Below are 25654 nucleotides of genomic sequence, written 5' to 3'. Positions count from 1 at the left end.
ACTTAGAATAAGGCGCTTGAGTCTGCTGGTTCAAGCGTTTTTTTCTTAGTAGTATTCCGCTTTAATAATTCAATAGTTTGAAAATCTATGTTATAATTTTCTTCAAATGAACAGTGTTGGTATCAAAGATTTATGAAAGGAAAATACAAATGGAGACAAAGGGAATTATAGCAACTACACATATAGATAGGCACGGCGATAAAATTGAAAAAGAGGCATTGGAAACCTTAGTACAAGCAATTAATACTCAGGAAAGTGCTATTGCGGTTAGTGTTGAACATGACGGTTTAGCTATGCCAATTGGGAAAGTTCTAAAAGGAAACTTAGTACAGCTGCCTGATGGCGAATTTGCAGTTACTACTGTTCAAGAAATTTTTGATGTGCACAGCATAACCCCCCAAAATTCTGATGAAACATTTTATATGGCTGGAAGTGAACAGGATTATCGTCCATTTGCTGATTTTAAGATTGAAAATACAGATAGGCTAACGGTATCCTTCGATCCAAATAATTTTACTCAGAAAGATTTCACAGAAATAAAGAATTTCTTATTAGAAGAAGATGTAGAGATAGAATTAGAAGTAAGAAAATCATTAATTCCCGATCCGGAAATTGTTTTTCACCTGATAGAAGGTACGTTTATATACCTAATAGGAAAAAAAGTTGTAGGAAATTTAGCGGACGATATAGCAGCAGATATTAGCAGTTGCTATAGAATTATTAAAAATACCATATTAAAATTTGCACATTATAGTATTCCTGCGAATCGCCCTAAGACATATAGATTGAGAGAACAGGGAGAATACATGAGGGAATTGGCAGTTAGGACATCTGATCCAAATGTTGTATTTGAGGCATTACAACCAGATAAGCTGGAAAAAATAGAAACATTGATAAAAGGAACCTTGGGGCAATTCAATGTTTCACCTGCAAAAGTGCAATTGCTTTATGATGCTGGCGACAAGGAGTGGAAATTAAATTATCTGCTTACGACGTCAGGGCAAGCAATAGGAACTGAAAAATGTTACAAAAGAACAAGAGATCTATTTAATAGTCTGGGGCATGAGGATGGTTCAGCTAATGTATCAATTGCGGGATTGAATCCGGCTGTCATCAATGTGGTTGATGAAGACGATAGCAAATAAAAAAGTATCATCTGCAAATTACATATATTCTACAAAGAATAAAATCCTTAGATAATATGCTGAGGATTTTATTGTTGGTAGTATTTCACTATCAACGATTTTGGGGTGATGTGTTGCATCGCCAAAGGCAAAAATCTATGCTATAATTTTATCAGGAAAAGGGCATGGCATCAAGTAAACAAATGGTGTATTCGGCCTTGGGTAAGGAACTATAAGGCTTCCGCCAAGGTCATACTGCGCCTTTCGGGAATCTTTTTCACAGCCTCAACACATACGGAAGTTTGTATCGAATTATGTCGAAAATAAGTGATGATTTTATACCGCAACTTTTAAGGGTATGATTTTTTCGCAGGTGTGTCTGTGTTTGAATAAAATCATTTTTAGCATAGCCAATTAAGTCATTCTTGATTTCTCTGTACATTGTGGTAAACTTAGTATAAGTATTTTTTGAGTAATCTTAAATGCGAATAATATGTCAAAATTAGATGAATGTTTATACTGGAGGATTTTAGATGTTAGGACCAGAGTTAACAAAACTGAAAGAAGATTTAGAAGCTAGGGAACAAAATATTAATACTGAAAGGTTATTGGCAGAATTGAATGAACTGGAAAACGTGGATGATTGTTTAAATGAAAGCTTATCGTTGTCCCAAAATGTGTGCCCAACCTGTGGAAGGAGCCTTACATGATGGATTATAGAGAATTACGAAAATTGAAAGCGCAGTTGCTACAAAAGGAATATAAGACAAATGACGAAATACAATTATTGGCTGAATTACAGTCGTTAAGCCAAATTATTGATACGATGCATCATTCATTGACTTTGTCAACAAAAGTGTGCAGATCATGCGGAAGGCCATTGTAAGATATGGAGGGTTATTTTGTTGTATCTGAAAATCAAAGCGAAAAGTTTGATATTAAATGTGAATTGCGCCCAGATGTTAAAGATGAGGTTCCAGAAGAGCAAAGTCTTCTTTATGCTGATGTGGAAGATACATGTAATGTGATAAAAGCTCTTAATAAGACAACAGAAGATGTTAAACAAAAATATTTTGATAAGTTACTGTCTTTGGCTCAGGTTGGTCTTGTTCCAGAATGCGGAGCACAGCCTAGAATGGCAATGATATCATTAGAAAAACTAAAAGCTGAGATGCTTTTGGTTGAAGGTAAGAGAATTAAAAATCAGTATATGCGTCGGCTGGGGATTACAGCTACTATTCTGGCGGGCATAATTGGAGTAATTACTTCAGTATGTTATGCAATTACTAAGATGAATGCATTTTCAATGATAGGATATACATGGTTGGGAGCGATGGCAGGAGCATGGGTTTCTTATGGTGCAAGAAAATTTCGCTTGGCTTTTGAAGACATGGCACTGATTGAAAAGGATATGCTGGAGCCAGTTATTCGGCTTATCTATATTGGTGTGTGTGCGCTGATTTTTGAACTATTTTTGTCCTGTGGAATTGCAACTGTAACTGTTGGAAGTATTACAACAAAAGGTTTGACAAGTGATATTCAAACGCAGATCCTTATAGGGGTTTTGTGCGGATTGATTGAAAGTAAGATTGGGATTGATATATATAAAAAGGCGAATTCAGCACTTGATATAGCGGATGTTGAAAAATAACTTAATTTTCGGTTAGGGATTTCTACTGGAGTGATTCTACCACAGATTCTGGTAAAAATTTTTCGGTTATGTAGAATGCAGATGGTAAGAATAAGACGCTTGAGCTTTTATAGTTCAAGCGTCTTATTCTTGGCAGTGTTTTCTATCGACAAATCGACAAATTTTTTTCTGGTGATGCCGGAAGAACCCTCAAATTTTAAATTATGTGGTATAATCTAAAAATAGGAGAAATTGAGGTCTTGAGTAATGGAGACTACTTTTGCAGCAAATATAATATATCCGCCAAGGCTCAACTGCGCCTTACGGGAATCATTATCTCTACCTCAATACATACAGAATGCTGCGTGAAACTGGAACGGAAAGAAAGATAGAAGAAACAAACTTGTAATAACAAATAAGTGGATTGCAAGCTGAAACAATTGGATAATCGAAAGCGAATGGGAAAGAATAAAGATGGAGTGCTGTTTCCATTTGATCCAAATCTTTCTAAGATGAGTGATGCTTATTTGAAATTTATAGAAGAAGTGAAATCAGAAATTGAAAAGCAGAGGATTTCGGTTGTATTAAGTGCAAATTCCAGTATGATCTGCCTTTACTGGAACACCGGCAAAGCGATTCTGAAAAAGCAGGAGGAAGAAGGCTGGGGTGCAAAAGTGATTGACCGCATGGCCAAGGATTTAAAGGATGCGTTCCCTGAAATGTCTGGTTTTTCTCTGAGAAATATCAAATATATGCGGAAGTTCGCCGAGTGTTGACCTGATTTTGAATTTGTGCAACGGGTTGTTGCACAAATTCCGTGGAGAACTAATCTGAAGTTGATTGATAAACTGGATTCTCTGGAAAGTCGTATTTGGTATGCACATAAAACGATAGAAAACGGTTGGAGCAGCTATGTGCTGGAACTGCAAATACAGAGTGGTCTTATGGAGCGTTCAGGAAGAAGCGTAAATAATTTTCCGGCAGCACTTTCGCCAACAGATTCGGATATGGTCAACCAAGTGTTCAAAGATCCGCACTTGTTTGATTTCCTTGGAACGGATATGCCGCGCCGGGAGGTCGAGATTGAGCGGAAGTTGACAGAACATATTCAAAGTTTCTTGTTGGAATTGGGACAGGGGTTTGCATTTGTGGGCAGACAGGTACATTTGGAAGTGGGCGGTGATGATTTTTTTATTGATCTTTTGTTTTATCATTTGAAACTGAGATGCTATGTGGTAATCGAATTGAAAGCTTGTGACTTTGAGCCGGGATTTATCAGGCAGCTTAATATGTATCAAAATGTGGTAAATGATATTCTACGCCATCCAGACGATAAGCCCACAATTGGTCTGTTACTTGTAAAGGGCAAGAATGAAACTGTAGTAGAGTATTCTCTGGCGGGTTATAAGAACCCTATTGGTGTGGCTGAGTGGAAAAATCAGATTGCCAAGGCACGGCCTGAAGAACTAAGAAGTAGCCTTCCATCTGTAGAAGAAATCGAAAAAGAACTGGAGTAATTGTGCCACAGCTTGTGGCGCAATTAGAATTTGGTTAAGCAGAACATAACTGGTAAAAATAAGGCGCTTGAGCTTTCATGGTTCAAGCATCTTATTCATGGCATTTTTCTGCCAGCATATTGCCTTTCAAGTGATGCGTAAGCGTCCCAAAGTCTTAAATTCTATAATATAATCTAAAGCAGGACAAGGTTAAGGTTTTGAAAAGGAGTAAGGAAGTCACTTTTGCAGGAATTATAATGCTCCGCTAAGGTCAAACTGCGCCTTTTGGGAATCTTTTTCACAGTCTCACCGCATGTGGAGACCGCCGTGTTGCTGGTGCGGAAACCTTGATTCTATGTGCGAGTGCGGAATTATTTGGCGGAAAAGTAGTTGTGTTTTTATGAAAATAGATATGGATAAGTTCCGTGGAAGTGAAGATAGGGTAATGCCATGTGAGTTCAATACGCAGTTGGAGATTGGTTTTACCGGGAAATTTGTACACATTGGCAACCCCATACTTTTTAGCCAGAGGGATAATCCGCGGCAAAAGCGGGCTTCTGGTGTTTTAATATAGTACATATTGTGGTATATTGAGAAAAAGATAACCTGAGTCAGTTAGGAGGCTTGAATATGATACTGAGTACAGACCGATTACTCCTGCGCCCATGGAAAGAAACGGATGCAGAGAGTTTATATGAATATGCAAAAAATCCGGCAATTGGACCGATTGCAGGGTGGCCGCCGCATAAGAATATTGAGGAAAGCCGGGATGTGATACAGAATGTTTTTAATGGGAAAGAGTGTTATGCTGTCTGTTTGAAATCAGACAACCGGGCGATTGGCGCTGTCGAACTGAAACTGAATGGCAGCACGGATATGACGGATAAAGATGATGAGTGTGAGCTTGGCTACTGGATAGGTGAGGATTTCTGGGGACAGGGGCTGATTCCGGAAGCAGCCAGAGAGCTGCTGCGACACGGCTTTGAGGATCTTGGTATGAATATCATATGGTGTGGCTATTATGAGGGAAATACGAAATCAAAAAGGGTGCAGGAGAAGGTGGGATTTGTTTATCATCATACATGCAGTGATGTGCCTCTGCCACTCTTGGGTGAGACAAGAACCGGGCATACAAACTATATGACAAGGGAACAATGGGAAGCTAATAGATAGAAACAAATTTCAAGCTGTAAAGGAGAATATTGTGTTGCTTAATATAGCAGATACATTTGAATTATTGTTCGATAAAAATAATAATGTTGCATATAAGGCTTTACAGGAATTGCAAAGAGAAAGTAAAGAAACGGATTGTGTTTATCCCTATATGGATAGATTAAGTGATATGCTTGACAGCGATAATTCTTATATCCGTACAAGAGGGCTTACACTACTTGCCTATAATGCAAAGTGGGATAAAGATTATAAAATTGATGAAATTATTGATAAATATTTAAAACACATAACGGATGTTAAACCTATCACGGCAAGACAATGTATTAAGCTGCTTCCGGTTATCGCAAAGTATAAGCCAGAATTAAAAAATGATATTCTTTCCGCACTTCATAAGGCAGATATATCTGTTTATGGCGATAGTATGCAGCCCTTAGTTTATAAGGATATTCAAAAAGCATTGAAAGAAATACAAAAATTATGAAAACATAAATTCCAGTCTGCATAACTGGATAAATTTAGAAGCAGCAGTATTTCAGTACATGAAATTCATCTGGGGGTGACAATTATGAGGCTGTGCATTGCATTAGCCGATATCGCTCAATAAACTTAACGAATTTTAATTGGAGGAGTAAAAAAGGCTATATCGGATATTAACACGAATTATAAAATAATAGACAAGCAAAAGTATAATCGGAGCGTGTATTCAGGCATTTTTCGGAGGACTGTAAATGTTCCACTTCTATGACATCACGTATAAATGTGACAAAAATTAAAGTGTTATCAGAAGCTGCCGGTACGAAGTTTTATATCATTTTTCTGTATATTCTCCCAAAGGTACTTAATTCCAGAGAGGATTACAGGATGGGATGCCTTTGGCAGACGGAAGAACTGATTTGTTATGAGCAGATAAATCCTACTCAGTATATTTTTCATGAGGATACGGAAACCTGTACACCTGTTTATACCGTTTATGACGAGAATTACAAGAGTTTCTATGAGAAGTGTGTGACGGATATAAAAAATGCGAAGGAAACACGGGAGTATCTTCTTGACATGGTTAATCATCCTAATTGGTTTGATACATCCTATATTTCGTGGCTGTCTTATGATTCGCTGAATATTGAACTTCCGGACGGACATCTGTTTTTTGCGCCGATTGTCAACTGGGGAAAATATCGTGAGGAAAACGGTCAGTTTTTAATGCCTGTCAGTGTGAGACTGAATCATGCCATTGCGAATGGATATCTGGTTGCAAAAGTGTTCAAACTGCTGGAAGATGAGATATCCGCATTTTGCGATGAGCAGAAAGGTTAGAGGAATCCTGCTTCCAGAATGTTATAATAATTTATTTATAAAAAAGAAATCTATTATAGAACAGCATCTCTTCGAAGGTGCTTTCTTTTTGCCTATTTTAAGGAGGAGCCTATAAAACTGCCATTCATTTTAGATATAGATCGGCATCCCGCCGGAGGATATGGACAAGTTTTGGTTTTCGTTGATGTGCCAGTCTCTTTTTGTTATACTTGTTGTTAGAAAGAGCGTGGCGGGAGTCAGCGATAAGTATGAACTTTAGAATTTGCGGAGGATAAATTGTGAACATTTATGAATCATGCCCTGTATTAGAGAATGAGAAATTTTTATTAAGATTAGTGAATTATGAGGATTGTGAGGATTTGCTAAAAGTTTACAGTGACAAAAATGCTTTGCCGTTTTTTAATAGTGATAGTTGTGATGGAGATATTTTTTACTATGAAACAAAAGAAAGAATGACAGAAGCCCTCGACTTTTGGAACTTGGCATATCAAAATGGCTGGTTTGTCAGACTTTCTATTGTTGATAAAACAGTAGCAGGCGTAATCGGAACAATCGAGCTATGCTTACGAGTTTCCGAAGATGAATTTAATCATATGGGAATTTTAAGAGTTGATGTAAGAAGCGACTATGAAAAAGAAGATGTATTGTACAATGTGATGGCACTAATAACACCTCATATCTCCGCGATGTTAGATTGTGATGGAATAATTACTAAAGTTCCAGCCTATGCAGTTGAAAGAATTAAAGCAATACAAAGGATAGGATTTACGAAATCAGAGCATTTACTGATAGGAAAGACAGGATATGCTTATGATGGATATTGGATAATAAAATAAGTCCATAATTTTCGATGAGAATATCGGTTTATATTAAATGTAGTAAACTAAACTCACCAGAAAATAGGATTTCGGAGGATTGAATGTGGGGAAAAAGACGGAACAGTCACAAAAAGTATATAATGAGATGGCATGGGAATATGATTCTGCTCCAGAGGGCAGATACACAAGAGCACATAAAGAAGAAATCATCAAAAAGGCTGTGCTCAAGGATGGAGACAATATTCTGGATGTTGCCTGTGGCAATGGGAGTCTGCTTGGAGCGCTTTCCCAAAAGGCGAGGGTCAATGCCTTTGGCATAGATATTTCGGAAAATATGATCGCCTCCGCCAGAGAAAGATACCCGGCCTGTACATTTGCTGTGAGTCCCTGCTCTCCACTCGGGTTTGAAAACGAAAGTATGGATGTCATAACGGTGTCCTGTGCATTTCATCACTTTGAAACACCCCAGATCTTCGCTAAAGAATGTATGAGGGTATTGAAGAAGAACGGGAAGGTTTTTATTGCCGAACCATTTTTTTCTCCAATGGTGCGCTGGATTGCCAACACGGTGGTGTTCCCATTTACAAAAACAGGTGATGTAAAGGTATATAGCCAGAAGGAACTTCAAATATTTTTTGAATCAGCTGGATTTACTGACATGGAATCGTACACAACAGGTACGGTATTATTTTTTTCAGCAAGAAAATGAAAGCCGTTTTCCAGCTTGGTCAATACGGTTATGCAGAACATACTATAGGAGAAAGTGGAAATGGGGATACAGGAATATTTATATGATTTATCAATTAACCAGTTAAAAAATATAAAATACCGATATAGAACACTGATATTAGATGACATTAAAAACAGAATGTGTTCCCTTCTGTCAAGATGGCAGCAGGGAGATTTTAGAAAAACGGTTTTATTTGTAACAGATGAAGAAGCATTGTTTTACGAACCAATAGCAGAAGATGATGTGAGGAGATTTGTAGTAGCAACAATTCGAAACAGCATGATCGAGGTGGCGGCAAGTGTAAACTGTAACCAGTTTAAGATGCCAGAACCTTTATCGGATGAAAAGATAAAAAATATAACGATGGACGCAATTCGCTATTTTAAACAATGTAAAATTGAAACTTTACAAAATGAAGTAAAAAATATGGAATATGTAGATATTTACGGAGAGGTAAGCAAAAAATATCCATTAGCATGGGATGTGTTAAAACGGGTGGCGGCAGCGAATGGTACGGAAGACATATTCGAAAAAATATATGAAGAAAAATCAGAAGACACAGAAATATTAATTAGTGAAAATAAATACAAAATGGTGATTTGTGACGGATATAGTTTGGAGTTTGATGATTATTTAAAAGAAGAAATAGGAGATGTGATAGCAGGGAGAATAGATATTTTTTATGTGGATTGTTTCAAGATGTTGTCAAGAAATTTGGAAAAAATCTTACATGTGCTTGAAATTGTTTTGCAAAATGGAAAAGCTTTTGTGACCTGTAATTATTATATCAGTAATGGACGAATCGAGAGGCGGAGAAAAATTTTAAGAGCGGCTCATTCTGAAAAGGATATGTTTGACAATATACGAAATCTCAAGGGGTTGCCTACGTTCTTTAAAAATGTGTTACAAGGAATGGTATGAGAATTTGGGGGAATTAGATACTACCGTTGAAACGGTCGTATTGTCTTCCAAACTGAAATCCAAGCATTATGTAGAGATAGAACTTAAATCGGATAAGCCGGTAGAAATCTATAACCTTGATATTATTATTTCAGTTGGCTATCGTGTAAAGTTCAAACGGGGCACTCATGGGTAAAGGGAAAGATATTTAGGCGCCCTGGTTGATACTGTATCCGCTACCGCTGGCAGGGCAGAACTTGATTTTTATGCCAACCTTATGATGTATAACGATAGTTATTTTACCGACAATATGATATAATGACAGCAGTGAGGCAGACAAGGGTGTTATCTTCACGTGATGTCTGCATGAAGACCGTGAATAGGATTCATGATATGTTGATCAAGTAGGTGCAAAGTCGAATACACAAAGGATGATAGCGAGGAAGCAATGGATCAGAAAAAGCAGAGGGTATACGAAAAGGGGGAGAGTGCTCCCGGAAAAGAACTAAAGAAGCTTGCTGACAGACTCCGCGGGGTAAATGAACGGAATGTTACCGGAGATTCAGTCCATTATTTGGATGCTGCAGAGTTTTCGCAGGAGTATGAACCACTCATTATGGAGATGAATAAATCCATTGAGGTGGGAGCGTATGTTGCAGGGAAGAAAGATTACAACGATATATTAAGTGCTCTTTGTTCCGATTATATATCGGTTTATAGGGCGGATCTGAACACGGAATTATATGAGACTTACCGGATCAATGAAAATATGCGTGATGGGATCAGAGATAGTATTGTGGCAACAGAGGTTTACTACTCTTCTGCGTTCGAATATTATACGACCCATTATGTTTTAGAAGATGATCAGGAATATTTTCGCTCAATGGTAGATAAAGAACATGTGAGGAACGAACTGGAGAGCAGCAGTAGATTCACGTTTCGGTACAGAGTGAAAGAGAACTCTCAGGGAATGTGTAATTTCGAGGCTCTCTTTGCCAGGGCTAAGGGGCGGCCGGAAGAATTTTCCGTAATCATTGGCTTTCGTAATGTGGATTTTGCGGTGCGCAAGGAAGATGCATATAAAAAAGAAACGCAGCATGATATAGAAGAGACACTGGAAGGCGCGAGGACCGGGCTTTGGACGATAGAATGCGAAGAGGGATACGAGCCGAGGATGTATGCAGATAAAACGATGAGAATGCTTTTGGGGGCAGAAGAAGGCATCTCACCGGAGGAATGCTACAGAACTTGGTTTGAACGTATTGAGCCGGATTATGTAGGTATGGTGCAGGAATCGGTAGAAGAGATGCTAAAACAGGGGCGCTCAGAGGTCAAATATCCATGGAATCATCCTGAACTGGGGCTGATCTATGTCCGCTGCGGGGGCGTTGAGGACAAAAAGTTCAGCAGACCCGGATTTCGGCTGAAGGGATATCATCAGGACATTACAGAGATCATGGTGACAAGGCAGAAGCAGGAGAAGGCGCTTATGGAGGCGCTGCTTGAGGCGAAAAGGGCCAATATGGCCAAGACAGAATTTCTTTCCCATATGTCACATGACATTCGTACGCCAATCAACGGAATCCTGGGTATGCTTGCAATCAGTGAGAAGAACCCGGAGGATGCTGCCAGACAGAAAGAGTGCAGAGAAAAAATCAGGACTTCTGCAGAGCATCTGTTGTCATTGATCAATGATGTGCTGGATATTAGTAAACTTGAGAGTGGTGCTTTTGTTTTTGCGAAGGAACAGTTTTACCTTCTTGATGTGTTGGACAGCTGTGCGGGAATCCTGATCCCTCAAGCAGAAGAGCATGGGATCGAACTGGCAGAAAGACGGATTGGGCTGACGCATACAGCCTTAAACGGAAGCCCGCTTCATATCAGGCAGGTTCTGATTAATATTGTAAGTAATGCTATCAAATATAACCGTCCGGATGGTCGGGTTCTGGTCCGCACTGAGGAAGTTCAGAATGAAGAAGATTGTGTTACCTATCGTTTTACGATTGAAGATAATGGTATTGGGATGAGCGAAGAGTTTCAAAATCACCTTTTTGAGCCGTTTACTCAGGAGCGGAATGATGCCAGGACCTCTTACAGGGGGACAGGACTTGGCATGGCGATTACCAAGAATCTGGTAGAACAGATGGGCGGTACGATTTCTGTACGAAGTATACAGGGAGAAGGAAGTACATTTACGGTACAGCTTCCGGTAGAGCGGGCTGCCGAGGAAGCGGATAAGGCTTTGCAGGTAGAAGAGATACATGCGGATGTCTCAGGGATGCGGGTCCTTCTTGTAGAAGATAATGAGATCAATCGTGAGATTGCGCAGTATATGCTGGAGGATGCAGGGGTAACTGTGATGAATGCAGAAAATGGAAAACGTGCGGTGGAGATTTTCAGGGATTCGCCGGAGGGAGCATTTGATTGTATTCTTATGGATGTGATGATGCCTGTAATGGATGGGCTTGAGGCAACCCGGCTTATCCGAAGCATGGACCGTACAGATGCGGGGACGGTGCCTATCATTGCAGTATCGGCAAATGCATTTTCTGAGGATGCGCAAAAAGCAAAAGAAGCAGGAATGAATGAACATCTTCCTAAACCGTTGGATATGGAGGAAGTTTTCAGAGTTATGGCATCATGCTGCAAAAGGGAACAGGGGGATACTGTCTAGTATCCCCCTGTTAAGTGGATGACAGAGTGAGATAGATATTCTATTTTCCTAAATACCCGCCATCCACTGGTATTGTAGCTCCGGAGATATAGCTTGAGGCATCAGAAGCGAGGAAGACAGCAAGTCCCTGCAGGTCTTCTGGGTTACCCCATCGATTTGCAGGAATACGGCCGGTGATTTCTTCATATTGCTGTGGATTTACCTTTTTCATATTAGCCGTCAGTTCTGTTGCCATATACCCAGGTGCAATCGCGTTTACATTCACGCCGTGGGAAGCCCATTCGTTTGATAATGCTTTAGTTAACTGCATTACGGCTCCTTTGCTTGCGGTGTAGGCGGGGATCATAACGCTTCCGAAGAAAGAGCACATTGATGCGATATTGATGATTTTACCATAATTCTGAGAAATCATAGTGCGTCCAGCTATTTGTGACAGAAAAAAAACGGCATTAAGATTTATGTCAATGATCTTTCTCCAGCGATCTTCGGGAAATTCTATTGCAGGGGCACGAAATTGAATTCCTGCGCCGTTTAGCAGGATATCTACTCTGCCACCTAAATTCTCTTTGCAGATATCAAAAAGACTTTCCAAATGTTCAGTATCGGATAAATCTCCCTGTACTGCATAGACTGCCGGTGCGTTTTCTGACATTTTTCGTGCCGCTTCATGAACCTCGTCCAGAACATCTAAAAGAACTACTTCTGCGCCTGCATCATGGAAGGCCTGTGCAATGCCGTTACAGAGCCCCCTTGCGCCACCTGTTACGATTGCTTTTTTTCCTTCTAAGCTGAAAAGTTTCATATCCATTATCGTATCCTCCTGTTATAAAAAGGACGGAGGAGGAAATCTGACGTTACCTCCTCCGTACATATGGTTTGTTGTTACGGTTTATTATTATTTGTATGTAGCTGGATACTGAAGTTCTGTCTGGGCAATATCATATGGCCAGATTGGAACGTAAACACCGTTCTGGATCTGTGTTACTGTCAAGGTAGCGTTCAGGTTCTGGTTCAGATAAGGTGTTCCGTTGAATTCGTCCTCGTCAAATGAAATCTTATCATATGGAAGAATGATTTCATTTCCAGTGGAGAATTTTTGATCGATTTCAATATCTGTTAATTCTTTCTGAATAGATTTTGTGTCAATTGTTTCTCCTCTATCTGCGATATTTTTGAATGCATCGATCAGAACACATGTAGTTGTATAAGCCTCTGCGGAGTGGCCGTTGAAATCCTCGCCATATTTTTCTTTGTATTTATCGCAAATATCTTTGCCTTTTGTTCCTACAACAAACTCAGTGGCAACAACAATTCCATTTGCGGAAGCACCGACAGATTCCATATATGCGCTTTCTGTAAATCCATTTCCTTTACAGATGATCATAGGCGGCTCGTATCCCTGCTCTTTCAGAGTATTTGTAAAGAGAATGGCATCTGATACGTAGCAGTCAGCAATTACAACATCTGGATTCATGGATTTAAGCTCAAGTACTTCGGATGAAAGATCTGCTGCACCTGATGTATAGGTGATCTGCCCTTTGTAATCAATCTTGTTTTCTTTTGCCCAGTATTTTGCCCATTCACATGTCTGCTGTCCAACCTCAGAGTTATCTGCAAATACAGCAACTGATTTTCCGGCAAAAGAAGAATTTTTTGCACTCTCATCAACAATGTATTGAACCATATCACGTACAAACATCATGTTTGTAGGAGCCAGACGGAAAAAGTATTCATATCCGTTCGATGTCAGCGCATCGGAGGTTGCATTGGCTGTAATTAAAGGGATCTGATATTGCTCTGCGATTTGTGCTACAGTAACAGTTACACCAGATTGATAGCAGCCGATCAGCATATCAACATTTTTTTGGGTGATCAGTCGTTCTGCTTCGGACATACCGGTTGCAGAGTCACCTTGTGAGTCACCATAAATAACCTCGATTTCCTGACCATTGATTCCCCCTTCTTTATTGATCTCCTCAACGGCCATATCAATGCCCTGCTGCATAGTTTTTCCGGAGTCAGCTAAATCTCCGGTCATAGGGTAGATCGCGCCGATTACGATTTTGTCTCCGCCGGAGGACTTTTTATCTCCTGAACCGTCGGAACCGCTGTCTTTTGATGAACTGCCGCAGCCTGCGAGCAAACCACCTAACATACATGTTGCCATAAGTAATGCTAAAACTTTTTTCTTCATACTTCCTTCTCCTCCTTTATTAAAAGCCGTCTGGGCTTTTGTACATTTGATTTAGAATCCGAGATAAGCTTTTTTAACATCTTCGTTTGCCATGAGCTCCTGAGATGTTCCTTGAATGTTGATGATGCCATTTTCCAATACATATCCTCGGTCTGCCAGCTTCAGAGCTTTTCTTACATCCTGTTCTACTACAACAATGGTCAGCTGTTCTTCTTTTGCAACTCTTTTTGCGATCCTAAAAATATCATCTACAATGTTAGGTGCAAGTCCGAGTGAAGGTTCATCCATCATAAATAGCTTTGGAAGCCCCATCATGCCACGGGAGAAGGCAACCATCTGCTGCTCTCCGCCGGACAGCGTTCCTGCCATCTGATTTCTTCGTTCTTTTAATTTAGGAAACCAATCATATATTTTTTCTATTGTTTCTTTCTTTTTTGCGATAGAGGCTTTGGTACAGGCTCCCATTTCCAAATTTTCATAAACAGTCATACTTGGAAAAAGCTGACGGCCTTCCGGGCATAAGATTATGCCGTGATCGATGAATTTTCTGCAGTTTCCTCCGGTGAGGTCCGTTCCGTTAAATTTAACCGAGCCTGAATGAATTTTTACCAATCCTCCGGCGGCTTTTACAGAAGTACTTTTTCCTGCACCGTTGCTTCCAACCAGAGCAATAATCTCTCCTTTGTCAGCCTCAAAGCTGACATCCCATAAAACCTGGATATCTCCATACTTGACATTTATTTTGTCGACTTGAAAGTATCGTTCTGCCATATTACTGTTCCTCCTTACCAAGATAGATTTCAATAACGTAAGGGTCGTTCATGACATCTTGCGGTGTGCCTTCGGTAATTTTTTCGCCATGATGCATTACGACAACCTTCTGGCATAAACTTGTAACTGCCCTCATAACATGCTCGATCAAAAGGATAGTCGTCCCTTGCTCATTGATCTTACGGAATAATTCTACAGCCTCATCTGTTTCGGTAGGATTCAAACCAGCCATTACTTCGTCTAACAAAAGAAGATCGGGGTCTGTTGCTAATGCCCTGGCTACTTCAAGTCTTTTCTTGAAAGGTGTACCCATATCCATTGGAAATAAATCTTTTTTCTCATACATTCCGGTGAATTGGAGAATTTCTTCGGCATATTCTCTGGCTTGTTTTGCGTTTTTTAGGTCTTTTCTTCCGAACATTGCACCGGAGATAACATTGTCTAAAACTGTCATATTGCGGAGTGGCTTCATGATCTGGAACGTTCTCGCAATACCCATTTCGGAATATTTGTGTGCCTTTGTACCTGTAATATCTTTTCCCTTATAAATAATTTTTCCGTCGGAGGGAAGAAGGACCCCGCTGATCATATTGAATACAGTTGTTTTACCCGCACCATTACTGCCGATCATACCAGTGATCCCGCCCTCCTCAACAGTAAAGGAGACGTCACTGACTGCCTTCAACCCCCGGAAGTTTTTCGTCAGATTCTGGATTTCCAGTATATTTCCCATAACTAATTACCTCCACTTTTATCGATTGAATAGCTTCTTATCAATGCTGTCAAATTTGTCATTTATTTTGTCTTTCAGTTTGCTGCGGTTGAACCATCCCATAATTCCGTTAGGACGGAAGAGGATGACAACGATAACGATTGCTGCATATACTACCAGGTTTAAACCACTTATAGATGAAAGCGCGGAATTCAGCCATTCGGAAAGCGGTGTGAGGATGCCGGCACCCAGAAGTGGTCCAACTACGCTGCCGATACCGCCGATAATAGCCGGCATTACATAATTCAAACCATTTGAGTTTTTGAAAAGATCCGGATTAATATATCCTACATAACTTGCATAAAATACGCCTACGACTGCAATCAATCCTGCACTTAGAAAGGTTGCAATGAATTTGTATTTAAAGGAGCTGATACCAACGGCATGAGCGGTGTCTTCATCTTCCCTGATGGTTTTGAGCGCGTATCCCAATTTAGAGCGGTCAATGGTTTTAAGGATGATAAAGAACAGAATGACCATGATCAAGGCAATATAATAATATGGAATCTTGGAGATCCATCTCATGGTTGCAAGTCCGTTCTGGGACATTGGGATCAAGAGACCTTGTCCGCTTCCGGCAAATTCCCAGTTTGTAAACAGATTACGGAAGGCTTCTGTAAAAGCGATGGTCACCAAAGTGAAATATGCACCTGACAGGACGAAACAAGGTGAAAGCAGCAGTGCTGCAGCCAATCCCACTACAAAGAAGGAGATGATCATACTGATCCATGGTGAAATACCTGCATTGTTAAGAAGCATTGCTGATATGTAAGAACCCAGCCCCATGAATCCGGCGTGTCCCAGGGAAATCTGTCCTGTTAAACCTCCCAGGATGCTCCATGCGAGTGTACAGCAGCCGATGTAAAATGTAGTTATAAAGATCCCCAAAATATAAGGTGTGGTAACGAAAGCGGGGATAATTGCCAAAATAAGGATTAATAAAGCTATTAATATATGTCGAATGCTTAATCTTTTCATTTCTTTTACCCCCTTTTCTTTTTGATATTCAAGTTTTCTTTTATAACTAGTATCAGTATAAATGCAAGAAAGACAAGTGTGTCCTTGAATGCTGAACCTACAAGTGTGGAGCCAACTGTTTCCATAACACCTAAGCCGAGACCACCCAGACATGCACCGATCGTACTTCCAAGACCACCCATTGTAACAACGATGAAAGATCTTGTTCCGTATGTGTTGCCTACTGCCGGGAATACATAATAATATGACATCAGGCAGGCACCTGCAATACCAGCAATTGCAGCGCCGATTCCATAAGTGCAGGCATAAACAAATTTAGTTTTGATACCGGTAACCTGTGCACCTACTGAGTTCTGTGATGTTGCTCTGATTTGCTTTCCTAATCTTGTATACTTTAAAAGTAAGAAAACAAGTGCGGTTGCGATGCAGAGAATTATGAATCCTACCAGTCTTGGTACGCTGATGTTCATTCCGGCAATAGATACGATCTGATTTGCGAACATGCTGTCAGCTGTTCTGTAGTCGGATTTAAACAGGATCAGGGCACTGTTGGTGAGGAAGATACCAAGACAGCAGGTGAGAAATAAAACGTTCTGGTCTCCGTCCTCCTTAATAGAACGTGTGATCAACGTTACCTGTATAAAACCTCCGATCACAAACATTGCAAGTGCGACGATCGGAATCGCCACAAAGGGGTCCATGCCAAAATATTCATTCAGCATATATGTAATGTACATACTGACCATCAACAATTCTCCTTGGCAGAAGTTAACGATTTTCATAACACCGAAAATCATATTCAGGCTCATGCCGACAAGGGCGTATATACCGCCTATCATAATACCGTTGATGACAGCCTGAAGAATAACGTTAAAATTCATTATTATTTTTCCTCCTTCTCATTTCTTGTGTTTATAACTGGGCTGTACTTTCATCTATTGTTTCGCTGTATCTGGTCATTCTGTTTTTAAAACCACCTCCCTGAAAAAATATAAATTTTTGTAATATCATAGCTTTTCTTACATCTGTCGATCTGAGCAGTTACCGATTGCGATTGAATGTAACTGAAGAATGTGAACATATCATGTTTCGTGCAAATTGTGAAAAGTTACGTAATATTACTAACGTGCCTTGTGAAAGTATTATATCACCGTACTTTTGAAATTTCAATACATTGTGGAATATTTGCTTAAAATTTTCGAAAAATAACAAAAATGATATTAAAAATGCACATATGATAAAATAAGAAAATGAATTTGTTACGTAAAATGTTGACAGTTACGTCATTAAGAGATATAATTACGTTAAAAGTTACGTAAAGGATTTAAAAGGAGGGATTTATGAGTACTTCGGTTTCTAAGGTTGACGGCAGTTGTTTGTGGGCGGAACAAATACGAAATAACATGACTACAACAAATATGCTGGGAAGAGAATACGAAATATTCACGGGGCTGCCTGTTGGAATATATCACGCATTGAAGAGAAATGCCGAAAGATTTCCTGACAGAGTGTGTATCATTGATGATTTTGGTATAAAGTATACATTTTCTCAGGTATTAGAAATGACAGATAGTTTTTCAGAATCATTATATGATTCCCAAAATGTCAGACGGGGAGCGCATGTAGCGCTGTTAATGTATAACAGTATAGAATTCTGTGTTGCATTTTTGGCGCTTAACAGATTGGGAGCAGTTGTTATTCCTTTTCCGACTAAGTATAAAAGGGAGGAAATATTTTCATTGATACAGAAGTCGGATTTAGACGGAATGATTTGTGATAAAGATTTTTGTGGGTGGTTTAAGCAGGATTTTGAAAAATTGCCTTTCTTTCTGATAAAGGCGGACAGTCATTGTAACGAGTATAGTCTGCCTAATCCAAAAACAAAGAGGGCGGTATCCTTTGGCGGTCAGCCGAAGCCAGAAGATACTGCTGTGCTGATGTTTACATCAGGTACAACTTCGTTTAGTAAAGGAGTCATGTTATCTAATTTCAATATCATGCATGCGGTGTCTGTTTATCAAAGAATTTTAAAGATTACAGAAAAGGATTCTACGATCATTCCGGTTCCCATTTATCATGTGACGGGATTGATTGCGCTTTTTGGAGTGTTTATATTCGCTGGGGCCAGTATCAGGCTGCACAAATATTTTGATGCTAAGAGGATATTATCTGACACCAGGCGGTTTGGAATTACATTTTTACATGGATCCCCAACGGTATTCTCACTATTACTCCAGGAAAAGGGCGAATTCCCCAGTCTGCCTTCCCTGCGGGCATTAGCCTGCGGAAGCAGTTACATGCCGGTTAAGAAGATAAAAGAGCTGCACGACTGGCTTCCGGATATGAAGTTTCACACGGTTTATGGTCTGACAGAGACATCCTCTCCAGCGGCAATGTTTCCGGGGGATGCTTATAGCAGTCCTTATATCGGGGCATCAGGAATCCCTGTTCCTGGTACAAGTTTTAAAATTTGTGATGAAATGGGCAGATGTGTTCCGATTGGGCAGATTGGCACGGTCTATATCAAAGGCACGGTCGTTCTTACTGGATACTATAAAATGGAGACCGCTTCCTTAAAAGATGGATGGCTCGATACGGGAGATTTAGGATATTTTAATGAAGAATCGTATCTTTTTATTGTAGACAGAAAGAAGGATATGATCAACCGCGGCGGGGAAAAAGTGTGCAGCTACGATGTTGAAAATGAATTATACAGTATGGAAGGAATTTTGGAGGCAGCTGTTGTCGGAATACCTGATGAATTATATGGGGAGGTGCCGGCAGCGATGGTCGTGTTGGAAGATGCAGCAGTGCTCACTTGTGATGATATCAAGGAGTATCTAGGGGGAAAACTTGCCAAATTCAAGATCCCAGTAAAGATTATAATAGCAGATGCGCTTCCTCTTACGCCAAATTCCAAAATAGATAAGAAAAAAATACGTAAAGTATTGTCTGATAATTTAATGCTTTAGATCAAAAGTAACATTTAAGAGAAGGGGAGAGGAGGTGCCAATGCTTAGCATAAAATAATCGGACAAAATAGAAACCTTCACAGTTGTTTATGTCGTCAAAGTAGGACGGCAGAATGGAGATTGATTATGAAAAAACCAGTTTTTATGACGGGCCGTGAAGCGGCTGAACTCATTACTGACGGCAGTACAGTTGCTACGATCGGAATGACTCTTGTATCTGCTGCGGAAACTATTTTAAGTGCAGTTGAAAAAAGATTTATAGAAACAGGACATCCCAATGGACTTACATTGCTGCATTCCTGTGGTCAAAGTGACCGGGATCGGGGGATACAGCATTTTGCACACGAGAAGATGCTTTCGCGTATCATCGGAGGACACTGGGGGTTACAGCCAAAAATAATGGAATTGATTTCTGAAAATAAGATCTTAGCATATTGTATCCCTCAGGGACAGTTTGCGCAGTTATACCGCAGTATGGCGGGGGGCGAGCCAGGGAAAATTACGAAAGTAGGATTAGGAACGTTTGTTGATCCACGAATCAGCGGCGGGAAAATGAATGATATCACTCTAAATGCCCCAGATATCAATGATGTCGTAGTAATAGATGGGGAAGAATACATGCGTTATAAGCCAATCCCGATGGATTACTGTATCATCAGGGGAACCTATGTGGATGAATTTGGGAATCTTACTACAGATGAAGAGGCAATGAATCTGGAGGTGTTTCCAGCAGTTCTGGCATGCAAAAAATTTGGCGGAAAGGTGATTGCACAGGCCAAATATAAGGTTGCAGCAGGACAGCTGCACTGTAAGAAAGTTACGGTTCCGGGAGTATTTATTGATGCAGTTGTAATGTGTGACAACCCCGAACAAGATCATAGGCAGACGCATAGTTTTGCATTTGATCCTGCGTATTGCGGGGACATAAAGGTACCATTGGATTCATCAGATGTTCTGACGATGTCTGTTCGCAAGGTGATTGGCAGACGTGCTTTAATGGAATTATCTGTCAACGACATTTTAAATGTTGGTACAGGAATTCCAAATGATGTGGTTGGTCCGATCCTGGCTGAGGAGGATGTTACCGATGATGTTACGATCACCGTTGAGTCGGGAATCTATGGCGGGACTCCTATGGGTGGTATTGATTTTGGAATCGCAAAGAATAATTTTGCACTTGTTCGTCATGACGATCAATTTGATTATTATAATGGCGCGGGCGTGGATATTACATTTATGGGTGCGGGTGAAATTGACTTTGAGGGAAATGTCAATGCTACTAAGCTGGGACCAAAACCGACAGGAGCCGGTGGATTTATAGATATTACAACGAATGCAAAGCATGTAGTTTTTTGTTCTACTTTCACAGGAAAGGGGCTGGAATGTTCCTTTGACGGGGATAGACTGCATATCCTAAAAGAGGGATCGCTGATCAAATTTGTGAACCAGGTGCAGCAGATTTCATATAACGGGAAAATTGCCAGGAAAAAGGGACAAAAAATGCATTATGTAACAGAACGTGCCGTGTTTGAATTAAGCCCGGATGGAGTGGTTTTGACAGAAATAGCCCCAGGCATCGATCTTGAAACACAAATACTCGCACTCATGGAATTTAAGCCAATAATAAGCGACGATTTAAAGATCATGAATCCAAATGTTTTTAAAGCAGATGGTTCTTTCGGACTTGGAGAAATCATCCGCAATAAAATATAAATTTATCATTTAAGGAGGAAGTAACGATGAAACTACAAAACAAAGTCGCAATTGTAACAGGTGCCAGCCGCGGACTGGGAAGAGGGATTGCAGAGAAACTGGCGGCAGAAGGCGCAAAAGTGGTAATAGCAGATATTGCTGGATATGATGAAGCAGCAGCAGAATTAAATGAGAAGGGATATACTGCAAGTGGTTTTAAAGTAAATGTAGCGGAGCAGTCGGAGGTACAGGCACTTGTAGAATATACGGTCACTACATATGGGACTCTCGATATTATGGTTAATAATGCCGGAATCAACCGTGATGGCATGCTTCATAAAATGCCGGTAGAAAATTGGGATACAGTAATCAAGATTGACTTGACAGGAACATTCTACGGTACCCAGGAGGCGTTAAAGCACATGCGTGAGAAGGGTTACGGACGTATCATCAACATCTCATCCGGAAGCTGGCTGGGTAATCTGGGACAGGCTAATTATGCAGCAGCTAAGGCGGGAGTAGTAGGACTTACAAAAACAGCAGCGCGTGAAAATGCAAGGAAAGGAATTACCTGTAATGTCATCTGTCCTGGATTTATTGAAACAGATATGACACTCAAGCTGAAAGAAGTAAATGATGGAGCTGCATGGGAGAGCATGATGGGAAGAATCCCAATGGGATATGCAGGAAAGCCGTCGGATGTGGGAAATATGGTAGCTTTCCTGGCATCTGATGAGGCTGCATATATTACATCAGAAGTGATCAATGTCGGCGGCGGTATGATCGTCTAAAAGCGAGGAGGAATTAAGATGAGTGAATTAAAAGATGTTGTTATTGTAAGTGGGGTCCGTCTTCCGGTTGCTTCTTACGGTGGGAGCCTCAAGGATGTGTCTGTTATTGATATGGGTGCTATGGTAGTATCCGAGGCTGTAAAGAGGGCAGGGCTTACACCTGACCAGGTAGATGAAGTAATTGTTGGTGAAGTAGGAGAAGTGGCGGAGGATGGATTTGTTGCCAGGGCAGTCAGCCTGAAGGCGGGAATGCCAAAAGAATGTACTGCTTATTCTGTGAACCGCCAATGTGGCTCTGGACTTCAGGCAATCGTAGATGCGGTTATGGAGATTCAAACCGGATATGCAGATGTTGTTGTTGCGGCCGGAGCTGAAAACATTTCAAGACTTCCATATTATGTGAAGGATGCACGCTGGGGAGCCCGGATGGGACATAAAAGTTTTGAGGATGGAGTTATTGATATCCTGACCTGGCCGTTGGATGGTAATCATAATGGAGTGACTGCAGAGAATGTAGCAAAAAAATATAATGTAACCAGGGAGGAGCAGGATGCATTTGCACTTCAATCTCATCAGCGGGCATGTGCTGCTTTGAAAGAAGGAAAGTTTAAAGACGAGATCCTTCCTGTTGAGTTAAAGGATAGGAAAGGAAATATTACTGTTTTTGACACTGATGAAGGGCCGAGAGAAGGACTCACAATTGAAAAATTACAGAGACTCCGCCCATGCTTTGTTACAGATGGGACAGGAACTGTTACTGCAGGAAATTCTTCCAGTTTAAATGATGGTGCAGCAGCAGTTGTAGTAATGTCAAGGGAAAAGGCGGAGGAGCTGAATATCATTCCGAAGCTGAAGATTGAAGGATATGCGATTGCAGGATTTGATGCCGAACTTATGGGATATTCTCCTAAATTTTCAAGCGAGAAACTGGCAGACAAGCTGAATCTGGATCTGAAGTCAATTGATATGTTTGAAATTAATGAAGCATTTGCAAGCCAGGCATTTGCAGTCAGCAGAGACTTAGGACTTGATCCAGAAAAGGTAAACATTTATGGAGGCGGTATTTCAATAGGGCATCCAATCGGTGCAACAGGTTGTGTACTGACAGTAAAAGTGCTCTATGAATTGATGAGAACAGAAAAGAAGGATGCTATGATTTCCATGTGTATAGGCGGAGGCCAGGGAATCTCTATGTACTTTACAAAGTGCTAAGATAATTTGCAGACAGACGGTACAGCAGATGTGCCGTCTTGTTTTACGATATAAGAATTTTAGTCTGAATAAAGGCTTTTAGAAACATTTGCAGGTGCTCCATTGATTTTATATATAATTTGTTTTAATATAGGTATATAGATAGAAATAAAAAATTGAAAGTGCTGATATTATGAAAAGAAAGCCATTTACGATTACAGATATAGCAGAAAAATTACAAGTTTCACGGGCTTCCGTTTCACGGGCGCTGTCAGGTGCACCGGGAGTAGGTGAGGAGTTAAGGGAAAAGATCATCCGCTATGCGGAGGAGATTGAATATCAGCCCAAAGCGGCAGCTGGATCAGTCAATACTAAGTGTGTGAATGCGATTGGGTTGATTTTAGGAGATGTGAGAAATCCATTTTATGCCAGCTTGGTTTTTTCCATCCAGAAGATTCTGTGTGAACATAATTATTTTGTAACCATTTATAATAGTGAATATGACGCGGACCGGGAATTAGAGTTTATACAAATGACTGAAAAGTGTAATTTTGCAGGCCTGATACTGATCACTGCGCAGAGTCCGGAGCTGGGGAAAAAGCTGTGTGAACTGACGATGCCAAAGGTGTTGGTAAACAGGATCTTGCCTTCATATGAGGGAGATTCTGTTCTTACAGATAATTATCAGGCAGGATATGAAGCGACACTCCATCTGATTAATCTGGGGCACAGGAAAATTGGATTTATACAAGGACATCAAGCTTCATCTGCGGCCTCGCATAGATTTGAGGGGTATCTCCAGGCGCTGCAGAACTATTCTATTCCTTATTATGAAGAATTTATATGGAATAGTGATCTGCGATTGGAGACAGGATATACGATTGCCGAGGAGTTTGTGAAGCTCAAGGAGAAGCCGAGTGCGGTTATATCGGTAAATGATATGACTTCTCTGGGATTTATTGATGGCTGTGAAAAGCATGGCATTCGTATACCAGAAGATTTATCTGTGATTAGTTTTGATGATATACCTATAGCCGATCTGAAAGATATCCAGCTGACAACTGTGAGTCAGCATGCAGAGAAGATGGGGAGCGAAGCGGCGCGCCTGCTGCTAAAGCAGCTAAAGAATCCACAAGCACAGCCTGAACGAATCATCCTCACGCCGTCTGTGATGGTCAGAAAAACAACAGGAGCACCGGCATTCTAATGTAAGCAGGAGCAATACAAGTCATGGCATAGAGTGTAGATTAAAATGAATCTACAATTTATTATGTTACTTTTGGACTAAAAAGAAATCAGTTATTCAAAAATATTGGATAACTGATTTTTTTGTGGCCCAATAAATAGTTGTTTTAGATAGCAGAGTGTTTTAGGTATAAAATGGAGATGATACTTATGATTCTTTAGTATCCCCCTACTTCTTTCAATATCTGCTCCTTCGCCCCTAATATCATCTCTTTCAGTTCCTGAATCCTCTCATCACTCATCCGGTCCTTCGGTGCCGAAATACTGATCGCATAAGACGGCTTTCCACTAAAACTCTTCAATGATACAGCGATACAGCGCACTCCCAGTTCATTCTCCTCATTATCCATGGCGTATCCGTTTCTGCGGATATCTTCGATCAACTTCGCAAACTGTGCAAAGTCAGTGACAGTATAGTCTGTCAGCCGGCGGATATCGCTTTGTTCCCAGATATGACGTATCTTCTCATCCGGCATTTCTGCCAGCATGGCTTTTCCCACACCGGAACAATAAAGAGGAATACTCTTTCCGATCATCGAAACCAGACGTACGGTATTATGTGCAGATTCAACTTTGTCGATATATACGGCATTCATGCCATCCAGCTGTACCAGATGGACGATCTCACCGGACTGCTCTGCCAGCTGCTTTAAATACGGTCTGGCCAGATCGACCATATTGTTCTGGGACAGGATCTGGGTGGAGATCCTGCAGAACTTAAAGCTAAGGCTATATTTTAACGTCTCGGGATCCTGCCGGACATAATCCATACATATAAGAGAGTTCAGGATCCGGTGGACTGTGCTCTTGTTCAGTTCCAGTTCCGTGCTCAATTCCTGCAGCCCCATCGGCCCGGACGCGGCAAGGCACTCGATGGTATGAAAAATACGTTCGGATACCTGGATCGGATTTTTTGTTTCCATAAATGACAGCCTCCTGACAAGTCATAGTTAAAGTACATGTGATATATACGAAGTATTTTAACACGATTAATTCGAAATAGCAAAGAAAAATCAGAGAATAAGATTTGCAAGATTTAGTAGAATAAAACACAGGAAATTGCTTTTTATCTATGCTAAAATAAGCATGTTTACGCGGGGGGACGAAAAGATTTCCACATAAACTGATAGATGGAATAGGGATCGGACTCCTTACAGCGAAGAGATGGCAGGCTGCCCAAAGGTCTGGC

Annotated in this window: 24 protein-coding genes and 1 pseudogene; 18 read left to right on the top strand and 7 right to left on the bottom strand. The window is 40.5% G+C overall.

Annotation, left to right across the window (positions count from 1 at the left end; genetic code table 11):
- Positions 1-149: 149 nt before the first annotated feature.
- The 13 genes and pseudogenes from AC4OGX_RS03055 to AC4OGX_RS02995 all read left to right on the top strand — a co-directional run bounded on the left by AC4OGX_RS03055 (position 150) and on the right by AC4OGX_RS02995 (position 11859).
- Positions 150-1145, top strand: a complete 996-nt coding sequence (locus AC4OGX_RS03055) for a hypothetical protein (protein ID WP_493328364.1) — start codon at positions 150-152, stop codon at positions 1143-1145.
- A 512-nt stretch (positions 1146-1657) separates the two neighbouring features.
- Entirely contained in the window at positions 1658-1834 is a 177-nt protein-coding gene (locus AC4OGX_RS03050; protein WP_493328363.1) for a hypothetical protein, read from the top strand.
- Positions 1835-2013: 179 nt separating this feature from the next.
- Positions 2014-2775 (top strand): hypothetical protein, encoded by a 762-nt coding sequence (locus tag AC4OGX_RS03045; protein WP_493328361.1) that lies wholly within the window; start codon positions 2014-2016, stop codon positions 2773-2775.
- Positions 2776-3212: 437 nt separating this feature from the next.
- Positions 3213-3695: pseudogene (locus AC4OGX_RS03040) on the top strand (DUF1016 N-terminal domain-containing protein); the annotation flags it as partial.
- A 3-nt stretch (positions 3696-3698) separates the two neighbouring features.
- Positions 3699-4271 carry a PDDEXK nuclease domain-containing protein gene (locus AC4OGX_RS03035; protein ID WP_493328530.1) on the top strand — a complete coding sequence of 191 codons (573 nt, stop codon included), beginning with the start codon at positions 3699-3701 and terminating at the stop codon, positions 4269-4271.
- Between the two features lie 609 nt (positions 4272-4880).
- The gene (locus AC4OGX_RS03030; protein ID WP_493328359.1) at positions 4881-5423 is read left to right on the top strand and encodes a GNAT family N-acetyltransferase; all 543 of its coding nucleotides are present in this window, start codon (positions 4881-4883) and stop codon (positions 5421-5423) included.
- Positions 5424-5454: 31 nt separating this feature from the next.
- On the top strand, positions 5455-5904 hold the full coding sequence (locus tag AC4OGX_RS03025) for a HEAT-like fold family protein (protein ID WP_493328358.1): 450 nt from the start codon (positions 5455-5457) through the stop codon (positions 5902-5904).
- 260 nt (positions 5905-6164) lie between these two features.
- Positions 6165-6737: a CatA-like O-acetyltransferase, family 3 gene (locus tag AC4OGX_RS03020; RefSeq protein ID WP_493328357.1), complete on the top strand. Its 573-nt coding sequence runs from the start codon at positions 6165-6167 to the stop codon at positions 6735-6737.
- A gap of 278 nt (positions 6738-7015) precedes the next feature.
- Entirely contained in the window at positions 7016-7573 is a 558-nt protein-coding gene (locus AC4OGX_RS03015; RefSeq protein WP_493328356.1) for an N-acetyltransferase, read from the top strand.
- An 85-nt stretch (positions 7574-7658) separates the two neighbouring features.
- A complete protein-coding gene (locus AC4OGX_RS03010; protein ID WP_493328354.1) occupies positions 7659-8264 on the top strand; it encodes a class I SAM-dependent methyltransferase in 606 nt (201 codons plus the stop codon).
- Between the two features lie 60 nt (positions 8265-8324).
- A complete protein-coding gene (locus AC4OGX_RS03005; RefSeq protein WP_493328353.1) occupies positions 8325-9206 on the top strand; it encodes a hypothetical protein in 882 nt (293 codons plus the stop codon).
- Positions 9184-9381 (top strand): hypothetical protein, encoded by a 198-nt coding sequence (locus AC4OGX_RS03000; RefSeq protein WP_493328351.1) that lies wholly within the window; start codon positions 9184-9186, stop codon positions 9379-9381. The genes AC4OGX_RS03005 and AC4OGX_RS03000 overlap by 23 nt, the downstream gene beginning before the upstream one ends.
- A 252-nt stretch (positions 9382-9633) precedes the next feature.
- Positions 9634-11859 (top strand): ATP-binding protein, encoded by a 2226-nt coding sequence (locus AC4OGX_RS02995; RefSeq protein WP_493328349.1) that lies wholly within the window; start codon positions 9634-9636, stop codon positions 11857-11859.
- Between the two features lie 40 nt (positions 11860-11899).
- Here AC4OGX_RS02995 and AC4OGX_RS02990 read toward each other — a convergent pair whose 3' ends face one another.
- From AC4OGX_RS02990 to AC4OGX_RS02965, 6 genes are all read right to left on the bottom strand, one after another.
- A complete protein-coding gene (locus tag AC4OGX_RS02990; protein ID WP_493328529.1) occupies positions 11900-12661 on the bottom strand; it encodes a glucose 1-dehydrogenase in 762 nt (253 codons plus the stop codon).
- A gap of 93 nt (positions 12662-12754) precedes the next feature.
- Entirely contained in the window at positions 12755-14053 is a 1299-nt protein-coding gene (locus AC4OGX_RS02985) for an ABC transporter substrate-binding protein (protein WP_493328348.1), read from the bottom strand.
- 51 nt (positions 14054-14104) lie between these two features.
- Entirely contained in the window at positions 14105-14824 is a 720-nt protein-coding gene (locus AC4OGX_RS02980) for an ABC transporter ATP-binding protein (protein ID WP_493328346.1), read from the bottom strand.
- 1 nt (position 14825) lies between these two features.
- The gene (locus tag AC4OGX_RS02975) at positions 14826-15557 is read right to left on the bottom strand and encodes an ABC transporter ATP-binding protein (protein ID WP_493328344.1); all 732 of its coding nucleotides are present in this window, start codon (positions 15555-15557) and stop codon (positions 14826-14828) included.
- A gap of 18 nt (positions 15558-15575) precedes the next feature.
- Positions 15576-16574, bottom strand: coding sequence for a branched-chain amino acid ABC transporter permease (locus AC4OGX_RS02970; RefSeq protein WP_493328343.1), 999 nt, complete (start codon positions 16572-16574; stop codon positions 15576-15578).
- 5 nt (positions 16575-16579) lie between these two features.
- Positions 16580-17455, bottom strand: coding sequence for a branched-chain amino acid ABC transporter permease (locus tag AC4OGX_RS02965; RefSeq protein ID WP_493328342.1), 876 nt, complete (start codon positions 17453-17455; stop codon positions 16580-16582).
- Positions 17456-17914: 459 nt separating this feature from the next.
- Here AC4OGX_RS02965 and AC4OGX_RS02960 point away from each other — a divergent pair, with 459 nt between their 5' ends.
- The 5 genes from AC4OGX_RS02960 (at position 17915) to AC4OGX_RS02940 (ending at position 24427) form a co-directional block, all read left to right on the top strand.
- Positions 17915-19546 (top strand): class I adenylate-forming enzyme family protein, encoded by a 1632-nt coding sequence (locus tag AC4OGX_RS02960; RefSeq protein ID WP_493328341.1) that lies wholly within the window; start codon positions 17915-17917, stop codon positions 19544-19546.
- 126 nt (positions 19547-19672) lie between these two features.
- Positions 19673-21259: an acyl CoA:acetate/3-ketoacid CoA transferase gene (locus AC4OGX_RS02955; RefSeq protein ID WP_493328339.1), complete on the top strand. Its 1587-nt coding sequence runs from the start codon at positions 19673-19675 to the stop codon at positions 21257-21259.
- Between the two features lie 26 nt (positions 21260-21285).
- A complete protein-coding gene (fabG, locus tag AC4OGX_RS02950; RefSeq protein ID WP_493328338.1) occupies positions 21286-22029 on the top strand; it encodes a 3-oxoacyl-ACP reductase FabG in 744 nt (247 codons plus the stop codon).
- Positions 22030-22047: 18 nt separating this feature from the next.
- Positions 22048-23241: a thiolase family protein gene (locus AC4OGX_RS02945; protein ID WP_493328337.1), complete on the top strand. Its 1194-nt coding sequence runs from the start codon at positions 22048-22050 to the stop codon at positions 23239-23241.
- Between the two features lie 172 nt (positions 23242-23413).
- Positions 23414-24427 carry a LacI family DNA-binding transcriptional regulator gene (locus AC4OGX_RS02940; RefSeq protein ID WP_493328335.1) on the top strand — a complete coding sequence of 338 codons (1014 nt, stop codon included), beginning with the start codon at positions 23414-23416 and terminating at the stop codon, positions 24425-24427.
- A 196-nt stretch (positions 24428-24623) separates the two neighbouring features.
- Here the strand turns inward: AC4OGX_RS02940 and AC4OGX_RS02935 are convergent, their stop codons facing one another.
- Positions 24624-25388, bottom strand: coding sequence for an IclR family transcriptional regulator (locus tag AC4OGX_RS02935; RefSeq protein ID WP_493328333.1), 765 nt, complete (start codon positions 25386-25388; stop codon positions 24624-24626).
- Between the last annotated feature and the right edge of the window lie 266 nt (positions 25389-25654).

It is taken from the genome of Faecalicatena sp. (assembly GCF_058819085.1).
The sequence above is the reverse complement of the archived record's forward strand: the minus strand, read 5'-3'. Positions and strand labels throughout refer to the sequence as shown.

Excerpts from the sequence above, each read along its gene's own strand:
- AC4OGX_RS02975 (WP_493328344.1), bottom strand. The coding sequence starts at position 15,557 with ATGGGAAATATACTGGAAATCCAGAATCTGACGAAAAACTTCCGGGGG.
- AC4OGX_RS02980 (WP_493328346.1), bottom strand. The coding sequence starts at position 14,824 with ATGGCAGAACGATACTTTCAAGTCGACAAAATAAATGTCAAGTATGGA.
- AC4OGX_RS03005 (WP_493328353.1), top strand. The coding sequence starts at position 8,325 with ATGGGGATACAGGAATATTTATATGATTTATCAATTAACCAGTTAAAA.
- AC4OGX_RS03020 (WP_493328357.1), top strand. The coding sequence starts at position 6,165 with ATGACATCACGTATAAATGTGACAAAAATTAAAGTGTTATCAGAAGCT.
- AC4OGX_RS03035 (WP_493328530.1), top strand. The coding sequence starts at position 3,699 with ATGGAGCGTTCAGGAAGAAGCGTAAATAATTTTCCGGCAGCACTTTCG.
- AC4OGX_RS03045 (WP_493328361.1), top strand. The coding sequence starts at position 2,014 with ATGGAGGGTTATTTTGTTGTATCTGAAAATCAAAGCGAAAAGTTTGAT.
- AC4OGX_RS02935 (WP_493328333.1), bottom strand. The coding sequence starts at position 25,388 with ATGGAAACAAAAAATCCGATCCAGGTATCCGAACGTATTTTTCATACC.
- AC4OGX_RS02990 (WP_493328529.1), bottom strand. The coding sequence starts at position 12,661 with ATGAAACTTTTCAGCTTAGAAGGAAAAAAAGCAATCGTAACAGGTGGC.
- AC4OGX_RS02940 (WP_493328335.1), top strand. The coding sequence starts at position 23,414 with ATGAAAAGAAAGCCATTTACGATTACAGATATAGCAGAAAAATTACAA.
- AC4OGX_RS03055 (WP_493328364.1), top strand. The coding sequence starts at position 150 with ATGGAGACAAAGGGAATTATAGCAACTACACATATAGATAGGCACGGC.
- AC4OGX_RS02985 (WP_493328348.1), bottom strand. The coding sequence starts at position 14,053 with ATGAAGAAAAAAGTTTTAGCATTACTTATGGCAACATGTATGTTAGGT.
- fabG (WP_493328338.1), top strand. The coding sequence starts at position 21,286 with ATGAAACTACAAAACAAAGTCGCAATTGTAACAGGTGCCAGCCGCGGA.
- AC4OGX_RS02960 (WP_493328341.1), top strand. The coding sequence starts at position 17,915 with ATGAGTACTTCGGTTTCTAAGGTTGACGGCAGTTGTTTGTGGGCGGAA.
- AC4OGX_RS02995 (WP_493328349.1), top strand. The coding sequence starts at position 9,634 with ATGGATCAGAAAAAGCAGAGGGTATACGAAAAGGGGGAGAGTGCTCCC.
- AC4OGX_RS03000 (WP_493328351.1), top strand. The coding sequence starts at position 9,184 with ATGTGTTACAAGGAATGGTATGAGAATTTGGGGGAATTAGATACTACC.
- AC4OGX_RS02955 (WP_493328339.1), top strand. The coding sequence starts at position 19,673 with ATGAAAAAACCAGTTTTTATGACGGGCCGTGAAGCGGCTGAACTCATT.
- AC4OGX_RS03050 (WP_493328363.1), top strand. The coding sequence starts at position 1,658 with ATGTTAGGACCAGAGTTAACAAAACTGAAAGAAGATTTAGAAGCTAGG.
- AC4OGX_RS02965 (WP_493328342.1), bottom strand. The coding sequence starts at position 17,455 with ATGAATTTTAACGTTATTCTTCAGGCTGTCATCAACGGTATTATGATA.
- AC4OGX_RS02945 (WP_493328337.1), top strand. The coding sequence starts at position 22,048 with ATGAGTGAATTAAAAGATGTTGTTATTGTAAGTGGGGTCCGTCTTCCG.
- AC4OGX_RS02970 (WP_493328343.1), bottom strand. The coding sequence starts at position 16,574 with ATGAAAAGATTAAGCATTCGACATATATTAATAGCTTTATTAATCCTT.
- AC4OGX_RS03030 (WP_493328359.1), top strand. The coding sequence starts at position 4,881 with ATGATACTGAGTACAGACCGATTACTCCTGCGCCCATGGAAAGAAACG.